This window comes from Myxococcus vastator, assembly GCF_010894475.1.
Lineage (GTDB): Bacteria > Myxococcota > Myxococcia > Myxococcales > Myxococcaceae > Myxococcus > Myxococcus vastator.
In genome coordinates this window covers 1-11,437 of sequence record NZ_JAAIYB010000269.1, presented here as the reverse complement: position 1 = coordinate 11,437, position 11,437 = coordinate 1, and the positions used below count along the sequence as shown (strand labels likewise).

Here is an 11,437-nt window from a genome sequence, read left to right as displayed (position 1 = left end):
GGCTGTCACCGTGGAGACGTCGCTGCGCGCCGCGCTGCCGTCGCACGCCATCGAAGTCGACGTGGGGGTGGCCCTGCCTGTCGCGTTCGGTGGGCTGAGGAAGGTCCTTCGCGCGTGTGAAGCCACCGCGCCCCAGGTCGTCCACGCCCTGTCCCACGCCCATCCCTCCGAATGGAACCGGCTGTTTCCCGGCGCCATCGACGGCGTGCCGGACCTCGGAGACCTGGCGCTGACGCCCTCCGAGCGCCGCCTCCACCGCGAGTCGGAGCAGATGTTCTGGGTCCTCAACGTGGCCGCGAAGGCCATCATGGAGACGCTGCGCGTCAGCGGCCGGCCCCTGGTGCTCCATGGCGCGGGGGAGTGCGACCTGGTCAGCCTGCGCGCGGTGATGCGGGCCGCCGAGTGGAGCCGGCTGGAAGGGCTGGAGGGCACCCTGTTGTTCACCGGGTGGAACGTGCGCCGGCCCCATGGCGCGGAGTCCTTCGAGGCCCGGCGGCAGGCCTACCTGGATGCGCTGTGCGACCGGATGCGCGCGCCTCGCGTACCGACGCCCGGTCCGGTGTCGTCGCGCGCGCTGGAGGCGCCGGTGGACCTGGAGGGCCGTTATCTCCAGGTCGCCGTGGACGCGGCCCAGGCGCCCGAGACACGGGTGGCCGCCGCCATCCTCGCCATCCGGAGCTGCTTCTTCACCACCAACTACGAAGGCGCCATGCTGGCCGCCGAGCAGGGGCTGGCGGTGCTGGCGGCGAACGCGGACGCGGCGTTGGCGGCTCGCGTGGCTCAGGCCTGGGAGACGCTGGACACGGGCTTCGCCACGCCCGCCATCGAGATTGAGCGCGCCAGCCTGGGTGACGTCGACGAGCTCAAGGCCCTGTTCGCTCGCAGCATGGGCGTGGTCCACGTCTATACCGGCGCGCACGACGCGGCGATGGAGGCGTTCGCCCGGGGGCTGGAATGCCGGATTCCTCCTGAGCTGGTGGCGCGGCTGCACATGTTCCGCGCGCTCACCCTGACGAAGCGCTTCGGAGCGCTTCCCAACGCGCGGACGGAGGTGGCCGCGGGACTGGCCGCGCTGGAGCGCAGCACGGCGCCGGACCGCGCGCTCCAGGAGGGCTGGCTGCGCAATGTCTGCGCGCTGACGTGGTTCCAGGAGCGCAAGCTGGACAAGGCGCTGGTGGAGGAGAAGCAGGCCATGCGCTGCGTGGGGGACCTGCACGACGCCAGCGCCACCCACCTGAAAATCAACCTCATCTCCAACGCCAGCTATCTGCAGGAGACGGCGCGCCAGTACGGCGACGCCATCTCCACGTGGCGCCGGTTCGAGAAAATCAGCGAGAGCTGGGGTGTGAACTTCGCCAAGCACCACCGCTACCGGTTGGCGGGGCTGGAGCTGGCCGCTGGCGAGCGTGACGCGGCGGTGGCCCACTTCACCGAGGCGTTCGCCAACGCCGATGCGCTGGGCGACTCGTTCCACCGGCAGGTGATTGCCGCGGAGCTGGGACGCCTCTTCCTGGACGAGCAGCAGCCGGCGGTCGCCGTGGACTGGTTCACCCGCGCGGAGGAGCACGCTCGCGCCATTGGAGACCCGCTGAAGACGGCGGAGAGCCTGGCCGGACAGGCCGTGGCGGCTGGACACACGGACTGGCCGGAGGCGGTGCGGTGCGCCGAGGCGAGCACGACGTGGCCGAAGCAGACAGAGGCGCTGAAGGCCGCGCTCGCGCGGGGTGAGGCGAAGGCGGTGCATGAGGTGCTGCCTCGCGCCCGGACGAAGCTCAACCGCCCGTTCGACCCGGTGAACCTGTACTGACGTTCCGCCCAGACGCGGCGCGCCGGGCGACGAAGCCTCCAGCGCCGCGCCTTGCGTCAGCCCCCGCCGCGACGGGCGACGGGCCGAGCCTGCCTCAGCGTCCTTCCGTCGCCACGCCGCCCAGGTGACGCATCGGAGCGAAGGGCTCGGCCTCCGCGCGGTGCCCCCGCGCCACGAGCTCCGCGAGCAAGGCACCGGTATACGCCCCCGTCAGGATGCCCTGCCCCCCCAGCCCCGTGGCGATGAACGTGCGCTGCGTGCCCGGGTACGAGCCGATGTAGGGCCTTCCATCGGGCGTCGCGGCCCGCAGCCCCGCCCATGCGCGGACGAACCGGGCGTCACGCAGCCGCGGCGCCAGCTTCGCGACGGTGGCACTGAGGTGCAGCAGGCCCGCGGGCGTCACCTGCTCCACGAAGCCCGCGTCCTCCTCCGTCGCGCCCACGACGATTTCACCCGAGCGCCACGGCGCCAGGTACGAGGGCCCGGAGACGACGCGCGTCAGGTGCAAGCCCGGCTGGTGCACCACCAGCATCTGCCCGCGCAAGGGCTTCAGCGGCAACGAGGGCAACCCCGCCACGCCCGCCGACCAGGGCCCCGCGCACACGAGCAGCCGGTCCGCCCGGAGCGTCTCCGCTTCCGTCTGGACCTCGACCCCCGTGGCGGATTCGGAGACGGCGCGCGCGGCCACGCCCAGCCGCAGCCGCACGCCCACGTGGGCCGCGGCCTTCAGGAGCGCGTCGACGTAGCCATCCGTGTCCACGAGGTGGCCCTGGTCCGTCTCGAAGGCGCCGAAGAGCGGCGTGCCTTCCAGCGCGGGCTCCAGCGACACCAGGCTCGCGGCGTCCCGCCAGGTGCCCAGCCCCTCCGCGTCCGCCACCGCCTTCGCCGCCAGCGCATCGCGCGCCTTCGCGTCCCCGACGACGCGGAGGATGCCGTTGCCTCGGCGGAGCTGGTCGCCTCCCGGGAGCGAGGCCAGGTCCTCCGCCAGCGTGCCGCGGCCCGCCCGGGCGAACGCCAGCATCACCGGGTCGTCGAACAGCCGCACGGACGGGATGGCGACTCCGGCGGCGGCGCGCGAGCCCCGGCCCCCTGGGTCCACGGCGTCCAGCACCGTGACGCTCGCGCCCAAAGCAGAGAGCCGGCGCGCGGCCGAAAGGCCCACGACACCGGCTCCGAGAATCAAGATGTCGGCGCCAGGCTTCATCTCACCTGAGCCGCTTGGCGATGACGTGAAAGCCACCTTCCACGTAGATGAAGCCGTGCCGCTCGGCGCGCTTCACCACGGCGTCCAATTGGGTGTAGCCCACCAGCAATTGGAACCCGAGCCTCGTGGACTCCTCACAGATGGCAGCCACCACGAGGTCGACGGCCGCGCTCCGCTCTTCCTTGGACAACCCCGGTGCGGCCACCAGGGTCTCAATCATGGCCAGCGAGCTGTCGGTCCGGTAGAGGAACCCCGCCGCCTTGCCAGGAATGATGAAGCCCGTCTGCGGTAGCGTCTCTGGCGTGACGGCATCGTTCCAGAACCGCAGCCACTCCTGCAGTTGAGCGAAGTGCAGCTCTGGAACGTAGGGGATGGGCGTCATCCGGCGACGATATTACGAAACCAGGAACTGCGACATGCGCTGCGCGGACAGCTCGGCCGCGTTGTTCATGCCCAGCTGGCTCAGGCCCGTCTTCGCCGTGTTCTTCATCAGGTCGCCCAGCACGTCGGTGACCTTGCTCTTGCCGGTGGCCAGGTTGAGCGCGCCGCTCAGCAGGCTGTTGCCGCCCGTGCCGTCCATCAGGAACTGGCTGGCGAACTTGCCCACCGTGTTCTTCAAGGCGCCGCCACCCGGAATCAGGTCCGTCGCCGCGCCCATGAGCGCCTGCAGCGGGTTCTTGCCCTGCATCAGGCCGCTGGCGAAACCCATCGCCGCGCCCAGCAGCGGGTTGACCGCGGACACGAACGGCTTGACGACGTCCAGCACCTTGCTAACGATCTTCTTGAGGCCACCCATGGTAATTCCCCTTTGAAAGGATGGCTGCGGTGCAGCCATCAAGTGCGTCCGATGTAAAAATTGTCGGGGGATGGGCGTGTTTGTTTCCCAGTTACCCGAAAAAACCGGACGCCCTTTCGAAGCCCCTTTGAATTCAAGGACTTGGCGCAGGGGCAAGGCGCCGGGGATTCTGGGAAATGATCCCCGGGCCGGTTCCTCCGCCGATCAATTCTTGTCGGTGCCAGGCTTCTTGGCGTCCGTGGCATTCAGCTCGCTGGCGGACGTCCCCTTGCGGCTTTCGGGGGCGCCCTGCTGCGCCGCGTCAGACGCGAGCGCCGTCTTGTAGCGAGCGTCCGCGTCCTGGTCGCTGAAGCCGTCCCGCTGATGCGCCCGGCTGATGACGACGCGGCCGTCGACGATGGCCTGCAGGTGCCCCTGAAGCTCCTCGATGGTGGGCACGTTGGGGTCCTTGGCCTTCAGCTCCTCGTCGGGGACGATCTGGAGCTGGGGCGGCTTCTCCGGGTTGAGGGCATAGTCGATGATTTTCTCGACGTACTCCTCCACGGGGAGCTTGAGCAGACGGGCCTGCTCCTTCACGTCCGCGTCGGCCAGCAGCTCCGCGCGAACCTCCTCCACCGGCCGCTTCAGCTTCTTGACGGGGGGAGCGACGACGTTTTCACCGGACATTGACTGTCTCCTCAAAAGGACCCGAAATCCTGGCAAGGCGGGAAGCACCGCCAGGCCGGGGAAGGGACCATTCTGGTAGCCGATGCGCCCCGGATGTCAAAGGGCGTCAGGCCGGACCTTCGCTCCAGCGGGTGAACTGCATCCGCAGCTCGCAGGTGTAGCGGCCCCGCGCGTCCCGCAGCCAGAGCTGCTCCGGCGCCGGGTACATCTCCTCCACGGACAGGCGCTCCGCGTCCCGGGCCAGGTGTGACAGCAGGTCCATGGCGAAGGGGCTCGCGGTGTCGATGAGGTACGGCTTGCGCTCCTTCGAGCTGCGCATGAACACGAAGCGAGGCCACCCACCCGCGCGCCGCTCCCGCTGCACGGCGAGGAAGAGCTCGAAGCCCGTGGGCTTCCCCAGCCGCTCCGCCGTCAGGTTCCAGCGCTCGCGTTGGTACACCGCTCCGCCCACGCTGAGCCGCGGCAGGTGACTGCCCTGCGTCCGCAGCGGCGCGTGCAGCACCTGGGGATGCGCCAGCGCCGCGAACGGCGGATAGGAAGAGAAGTCATCGAGCGGCAGGTACAAGCTCAGCCGCTCCCCCCTCCCGTCCACCAGCACCGGGCCGTCCGGCGTCGGAAGGACCTTCACGTCCCCCGGCGTCAGGGCGCCTTCGTCCACGTCCAGCACGTCCGACACCGAGTACACCAACCGCCGCCCCGGATAGACGTAGAAGCCCTTGTTGCGCCTGCGGATGGCCAGCCCCACGAGCCCCCGCGCCGCGGCGTCCTGCTCCAGCCAACGCGAGGCCACCGAGGCGTAGCGCTCCCGCTCGGGTTGGAACGCGCTCAGCCAGCTCCACAGCAGCAGGTGGTGGTGGACACGCGCCAGCATCACCTCGAAGCCGCTTCCGTCCGGCTTCGCGGCGAGGCACACGTCCGGCAAGGCGTAGCGCCCACCCGGCGTGGACGTGCCCAGGAAGTCCACGGGCAGCGCGCGCGCGCGGCCGTCCTCCGGCTCCAGCATCACCGGCGGCACGGGCGAGAAGCGGCTGCCCGTCACGCCGTCGGGACGCAAGCGCACGGCGTAGTCCAGCAGGTCCATGGGGCCCGCGTCGGGGCCCAGCGCGTCGCGGACCTGCGCCCGGAAGCCCTGCTGCACCGTCTCGCCATAGGCGGCTGACAGCTCCAGCGCGCCCGTCAGCGCGGCCTCCAGCTCCGCGGTGAAGCGCGCACCGAAGCGCAGCCGGAACGGCGAGCTCGCTTCCTCGTAGAGGATGAGGCGGTCCGCATACACCTGTCCGTCACCTCGGCGCGCGGGCTTGCCCGTGACCTCCGTGAAGGTGGCCTCCAGGCGCGGCAGCAGCTCGCGCCGCTGAGTCAGGTCCCCGGCTTCGAAGTCCGCCTTGAGCCGCGCCAGTGACTCCAACCGCGTCAACCAGCGGGTGCGTGCCTCCAGGTCGGGGAGCGCCGTGACCGCGTCCCGCACGCTCTCGAAGGTGCCGAAGTCGTTCGGCCGGAACGGCAGGCCCCAGAGCAGCAACGCGGTCTTCACCAGGGGCAGCGCCTGGCGCTCGACGTCCACCACCGGGAGGCCGAGCACCGCGGCCGCCTGCGCGGGTGTGGGGTGCTCGCGCAGCACCGACAGCAGGCGCTCCGCCTCGGGTGACACGGTGACGTCCAGCTTCAGCGGCTCGCAGAGGGCTCGGCCCGGGGTCACCGTGAAGAGCGGATTGAGGCGCAGCGGCAGGTGCGGGCGCAGCGTGCGCTCCCGCCCCACCGCGCGCGCCAGCTCCGTCACCGCCCAGAAGGAGAAGAACGTGCGGCGGCGCGTGTTTCCGCTGGGCACCGTGCGCACGTCGTAGCCGTCATCGTCGGTGCGCTCGCCGTAGGAGATGGGGCCGAAGAAGCTGGTCGTCTCGTTCTTCGCGCAGAAGCGCTGGAGGTACGTGTAGACCTGCCGCTCCACGCGGCGCGCATCGGACGTGTCCGGCCGCTCCCCGCCGCGCAGGTAGCGCACCCAGACGTTGTCGAACATCGCCGGGCTGGAGAGGAACACGGCCTCCTGGATGGCGGGGTCCGCCGCTCGCGCTCGCAGTTGCCGTCGCAGCGTCTTGCGTTCCGCCGCATAGAGCGCCTGGACGGACTCGCGAAGCGCCTGGTAGCGAGCCCATGCGTCCTGACACGGCGGGCCCAGCCGTGCGTCGACTCGGAGCTCACGGCCCTGGGCCAGCGCATCAATGAGAGCCTGCGCGCCGGACGCGCCCTTCTCCGCGCGCACGGCGTCCACGAGCGCATCCTCGGCCTCGAGCAACCGGGCGACGTCGTCCAGCACCGCCTGAGGCATCCCCAGCGACTCCAGCCAGTCGAAGGGAAAGCCCGCGTGCCGCAGTACGAATACCTCGCCCAACGTCCAGGGCTCGCTCATCCGTTCACCCTCGTCAGCACCGACCTGGCCACCAGTGTGTCCACCAGCTTCTCCCGCTGCGCCTGGGGAACGGCCCCCAGCACGCGGGCCACTTCCATGGGCTGGACGAGCCCGGCGAGCTTCGGCGCCAGCCGCGCGTCCATCGCGAGCACCGAGCCCGTGCGGAGGTTCGCCGCGAACCACGACGGCTTCGGCGCACCATCCAGGCCCGCCGGGAGCTGCACCCACGCACAGTCCGCGTCGAGTCGAATGGCCGCCGCGCTCGCGTCCGTTGCACGGGGCCGGGACAGCTCGGGAAGACACGCGGCGGCGACCCGGCCCGGGCTCAGCGGGCCTCGCGCGAGCAGCCGCGTCGCGAGTTCAGCAAGCACCTGCGGAACGCGGGCACCGGGGATGGAACGGGCGTGCTCGAAGGGCCGGCTCCTCGCGAGGTCCCGGTCATCGGGTGGCGCGCCGACGCTCACGTCCGGCCACAGCAGCGCGCGGCCACTCCCGGGCGGCGTCCGAGGCCAGTGGAAGGGACGCACTCCCGCGAGCTTGTCGAACACTGGCTCCGCGTCCAGCACGGCGAGCGTCGCGTCGAGGTCCGCTTCGCCGACACCGGGCGCGCCGACCCACCACTCCGCCACGAGGTGAACCCCCGCGTCCCGAAGCCGGCGAGTCCCCTGCGCCAGCGCCGCTCGGGAGACGCGAGCCCCCAACGGGTCGACCCAGGCGCCGGCGTCCGCGGCGCAGAACCCCACGACGGCCACCTTGCAGCCGCTCTCCACCAGCACGTCCGGATGAAGGAGCGAATCGAGCGACACATGCCCCGCCCACCCCACCGCGCCTCCCGTGAGGGCGCGCACCGTGTCCAGCGTGCTGGCCCGCACCTCCAGCGCCTCGGACAGCCAGACGAGGGACGTGGGGGCCGTCTCGTCCAGCTCGGGCGACACGCGCCAGCGCAGGGGGGCCGCCTCCACGAAGGTGGCGCGCTGGAACACGGACAGTCGAGCCAGGACGGCCCGGTGCGCCCAGGCGAACGGCCCCGCGACTTCGAGCGGCACGTGCTCCGGACAGGCGCGCGCCAGCCAGGCCGCGGCAGGCAGTTGCAGGTCGCGTTCGAGCCAGAGCCGCACCCGCGCTGCGCCGGCGAAGCGCGCGGCGGCGCGGGCCAGGTCATCCAGGTAGGACGCGGGTTGGTCCAGGGAGCGCAACACGTCCGCGCTCCGCTCGGTGGTGCCGCCCGCCAGCTCCACATCGTCCAGCCGGAGGTGCACCCCGTCGGGCGGCCCCGAAATGGCGGAGAGCACCGCTCCCAGCGCACGCAGGCGGGTGCTCACGCTGGCGTCCTCCCGTGCATGCAGCGACTGGGCGGCGCGCAACAGCAGCAGCTCTCGCATCGTCTGCGCGGTAGCGGGGGGGCGCTCGCGGGCGGTGACGGCGGCCTCCAACGCGTCGCGGGCGAAGACGCGCCGGCAGAACTCGCGCGCCACGTCGACGCACCGCCACCCCTCCGGCGCCTCCGGTACGAGCGTCACGTCGCGGTGGGGTGGCAGGACGAGCAGCTTCATTCCCGCGCTCCGGCAGCGGACTGTGCGCCCCACATCAGTGTGCAACGCAGCTCCACGGTGTGGCGCCCGCCCGCGGGGCTCCGCAGCCAGAGCTGGTCCGGCGAAGGCAGCATCTCCGACAGGATGACCTCCTCCTTCTGCTCCAGCAGGTTGAGGAAGACGCGCAGCAGCGGCGGGCTGCGCACGTCCACCAGCACCGGCTTTCGCTCGTCCTTGAACTTCGCGAAGACGCAGTCCGGCATCCCGCGCTCGCTCCACACGCGCACCGCCGCGCGCAGCTTCGCCGAGTCATCGCGGCCCGCGAGCAGCGCCTCCCGCTCCGCCTGAGACAGCCGCCACTGCTCGCGCTGCACCACCACGCCGCCCAGGGTCAGCCGGGGCGTGTGCTCGCCCAGCGATACGCGGAGCGGACGGATGCGCGGCAGGCTGAAGGCGGTGTGCACCAGGCTGTCCAGCTCGCCGTTGTAGAGACACACCTCGGAGCCCAGCCGCTTCGACACCAGCCGCGCCCGCGCGCCATCACTCTCCACGAACAGGTCATCCAGCGGCAGGCGCCACGCGGAGGCCCGGGCGCTGACGCCGCCCAGCTCCACCACGGGCCCCGGGAACTCCGACGGCAGCAGGCCCGTGCGCCGCGACGCCAGCACCGTCACCAGGGGCACCGGCCGGCTCAAGGCCCCGAGCGCCCGCACCATGGCGCTCTCCACCCGGCCGCGCGCCTCGTGGAACTGGAGCGCCCAGCCCCACACCAGCGCCGTGTCGTGCACGTCGCCCATCACCAGCTCGTACTCGCCTCGGCTCCAGGCCTCCACGTCCCGGGCCCCCACGAGCAGGTCCACGGACGTGACGAGCGGCAGCGCCTTCGCGTCGCCGTCCAGCGGCGGCGGCGTCACCGAGCCCAGGTCCGCGCGGCGCGCGGATGCGTCTCCCACCGCGCCAGCCAGCAGCTCCGCCACCGAGCCATCCAACGGCACCGGCCGGTCCGAGTACGCGGCGGCCACCTTCCAGAACGGCACCGTGCGCGCGCCCACCAGCCCCGCCACGGTGGCGCGAGCGGCCTCCCGGGTCCGCCGCGCCGCCGCGCCCATCCACGCCAGCGCGGGCTCCAGGCGCGTCACCAGCTCACGCGCCCGCTCCCCTCCGGCCTCCAGCCGCAAATCACCGCCGCACTCCTCCCGGAGCGCCAGCCGGTCCTGGTAGAAGTTGTGCGACTCGGACGCGGGGCCTCGCTCGGACGGCGGCGCCACGCCCCACTGCTCATGGGCGCGCTTCGCGAAGGCCGCCTGGAGCGCCATCTTCCCCGCGGCATCCGCGGCGCCGTACCCGGCCATCAGCGCCAGCAGCGCGCTCAAGCCCTCCACGTGCCGCCGAGCCGCGGAGCACGGCAGGCCCGCCACGCGCTCGGCCAGGTCATCCACCGGGTGATGCGTGGCCGCGGGCACCTCGAGCTGATGCGTCAGCAGGCCCTTCTCGCAGCCCAGCCGCGCCGCCTCGCGCGCCAGGCCCGGGGCCACGCCCAGCGACGAGGCGAGCCCCGCGAGCGTGCGCGTTCCATCCACCGCCTCCACCAGCCGAGGCAGCAACGCCTCCGCGCTCTCCGGCGCGGGCAGCGTCTTGCGCGAAGGCACCTCCGCGAAGGCCTTGCGGCGCGGCACCAGCCACGCGGCGACCTCGGGGTCGAAGGCGATGGCGCGAACCAGCCCCTGCACCAGCCACGACGCCGCGAACGTGTTCCGCCCCGTCAGCACCTCCGGCCCGGACCAGCGCAGCGTCACGCCCGTCGGCGCGGCCGCGTCCGCGTGTCCGTAGTTGATGGGGCCGAAGAAGCCCATCGTCTCGTTCTTCGCGCACATGCGCTGCAGGTAGCTGGCCACCTGTCGCCGCAACCGCGCGCCGTCCCGCCCGTCCAGCAAGTCTCTCGCCACGGGCGGGCTGGAGCTGGCCACCGCCTCCAGGAAGCGCGGCGCCTGCCGCAGGGTCCGCAGCGCGTCCTCCACCGCCAGGGACTCCTGCTTCATCGCCGCATGGAAGGCGGCCTCCGCGTCCTGCGCGGCCCGGGCACGCTCGTTCCACTCAGCGAACAGCTCGGGTGACGCCATTCCCTCGGTGTCCACCGGGCGCCCGGCCTTCAGGGCCGACAGCACCGTGCGCGGGGGCCGCTTCACCCGGGGGCCCTGGGCCTTCAGCGCCTCCAGCGCCTGCCGCGCCGAGGTCAGCTGGCGCGCGGCCCGGGCAGCCTCCGGACACCCCAGCCGCTCCAGCCAATCGAAGGGGAAGCCCGTGGTGCGAACCACGAGGTGAGGGAAGAGGGTCCAGCCCTTCATGCGTTTCGCACCCTTCGTCCGGGACGCGGCGCGGCGCCCTGCAGCGCGCCGCTCAGTTTCGCGGTTGCGACTTCACTTCGATTTGCTGTCCGGGCACGGCCATCACCCACAGCTTGCTGACGCCGCTGGGGCAGCGCACCAGGACCTCCAGCTCCCGGCCCGCTTCGATGCGCGCCTTCAACAGGGGCGTTCCACCCGGCAGCATCGCGCCACCGACGTGGACCTCACAGCCAGGGGCCGCGCCCGTCACGCTCAGCAGGCCCGTCGTGCCCGGCTCCGGCAAGGCGTCCGCCAGCGTGCGCACGTCGATGCCCTCGCGCTGCTGCGTGGTGCCGAACCGCCGCAGCTTCCCCTCCACCGCCGTGGAGATGAGCAGCGGGCCACCCGACGGGTCATGCACCTCCGTCCCCGGCTCGTGGCGCAGGCCGCCGACGTAGACGTGCTCCCCAGGCCCCACGTTGACGAAGTTCGAGTCACCCTCGCGCGTCATCACCACCGCCACCACGGCCAGCACCAGGGCGCCGCCACCGGCGATGCCCAGCCACTTCCAGGGGAACCGCTCGCTTCGCGAAGGCCGCCTGGAGCGCCATCTTCCCCGCGGCATCCGCGGCGCCGTACCCGGCCATCAGCGCCAGCAGCGCGCTCAAGCCCTCCACGTGCCGCCGAGCCGCGGAGCACGGCAG

Annotated in this window: 10 protein-coding genes; 1 reads left to right on the top strand and 9 read right to left on the bottom strand. The window is 72.2% G+C overall.

Annotated features, from left to right (window positions below; all coding sequences use genetic code 11):
• Positions 1–1,807: tetratricopeptide repeat protein (locus G4D87_RS23980; RefSeq protein WP_163784535.1), on the top strand; the 1,807-nt coding region annotated here is incomplete at its 5' end.
• Positions 1,808–1,901: 94 nt separating this feature from the next.
• On the opposite strand, the gene G4D87_RS23975 is transcribed toward G4D87_RS23980, so the two are convergent.
• The 9 genes from G4D87_RS23975 to G4D87_RS39000 all read right to left on the bottom strand — a co-directional run.
• A complete protein-coding gene (locus G4D87_RS23975; protein ID WP_163784534.1) occupies positions 1,902–3,011 on the bottom strand; it encodes an NAD(P)/FAD-dependent oxidoreductase in 1,110 nt (369 codons plus the stop codon).
• Position 3,012: 1 nt separating this feature from the next.
• The gene (locus tag G4D87_RS23970) at positions 3,013–3,393 is read right to left on the bottom strand and encodes a hypothetical protein (protein ID WP_163784533.1); all 381 of its coding nucleotides are present in this window, start codon (positions 3,391–3,393) and stop codon (positions 3,013–3,015) included.
• A gap of 12 nt (positions 3,394–3,405) precedes the next feature.
• Complete coding sequence (locus tag G4D87_RS23965) at positions 3,406–3,807, bottom strand: hypothetical protein (RefSeq protein WP_163784532.1); 402 nt, start codon at positions 3,805–3,807, stop codon at positions 3,406–3,408.
• Positions 3,808–4,011: 204 nt separating this feature from the next.
• Positions 4,012–4,473 (bottom strand): hypothetical protein, encoded by a 462-nt coding sequence (locus G4D87_RS23960; protein ID WP_176409866.1) that lies wholly within the window; start codon positions 4,471–4,473, stop codon positions 4,012–4,014.
• 106 nt (positions 4,474–4,579) lie between these two features.
• Positions 4,580–6,877, bottom strand: a complete 2,298-nt coding sequence (locus G4D87_RS23955) for a lantibiotic dehydratase (RefSeq protein ID WP_163784530.1) — start codon at positions 6,875–6,877, stop codon at positions 4,580–4,582.
• The gene (locus G4D87_RS23950) at positions 6,874–8,430 is read right to left on the bottom strand and encodes a hypothetical protein (RefSeq protein WP_163784529.1); all 1,557 of its coding nucleotides are present in this window, start codon (positions 8,428–8,430) and stop codon (positions 6,874–6,876) included. The genes G4D87_RS23955 and G4D87_RS23950 overlap by 4 nt, the downstream gene beginning before the upstream one ends.
• Entirely contained in the window at positions 8,427–10,754 is a 2,328-nt protein-coding gene (locus G4D87_RS23945) for a lantibiotic dehydratase (protein WP_163784528.1), read from the bottom strand. The genes G4D87_RS23950 and G4D87_RS23945 overlap by 4 nt, the downstream gene beginning before the upstream one ends.
• 52 nt (positions 10,755–10,806) lie before the next feature.
• The gene (locus G4D87_RS23940) at positions 10,807–11,268 is read right to left on the bottom strand and encodes a hypothetical protein (RefSeq protein ID WP_240358540.1); all 462 of its coding nucleotides are present in this window, start codon (positions 11,266–11,268) and stop codon (positions 10,807–10,809) included.
• On the bottom strand, positions 11,228–11,437 hold a 210-nt coding region (locus G4D87_RS39000; protein ID WP_205507705.1), incomplete at its 5' end, for a hypothetical protein. The genes G4D87_RS23940 and G4D87_RS39000, both read right to left, overlap by 41 nt.

Coding starts and splice junctions, on each gene's coding strand:
- G4D87_RS23965 (WP_163784532.1), bottom strand. CDS start 3,807: ATGGGTGGCCTCAAGAAGATCGTTAGCAAGGTGCTGGACGTCGTCAAG.
- G4D87_RS23975 (WP_163784534.1), bottom strand. CDS start 3,011: ATGAAGCCTGGCGCCGACATCTTGATTCTCGGAGCCGGTGTCGTGGGC.
- G4D87_RS23950 (WP_163784529.1), bottom strand. CDS start 8,430: ATGAAGCTGCTCGTCCTGCCACCCCACCGCGACGTGACGCTCGTACCG.
- G4D87_RS23970 (WP_163784533.1), bottom strand. CDS start 3,393: ATGACGCCCATCCCCTACGTTCCAGAGCTGCACTTCGCTCAACTGCAG.
- G4D87_RS23945 (WP_163784528.1), bottom strand. CDS start 10,754: ATGAAGGGCTGGACCCTCTTCCCTCACCTCGTGGTTCGCACCACGGGC.
- G4D87_RS23960 (WP_176409866.1), bottom strand. CDS start 4,473: ATGTCCGGTGAAAACGTCGTCGCTCCCCCCGTCAAGAAGCTGAAGCGG.
- G4D87_RS23955 (WP_163784530.1), bottom strand. CDS start 6,877: ATGAGCGAGCCCTGGACGTTGGGCGAGGTATTCGTACTGCGGCACGCG.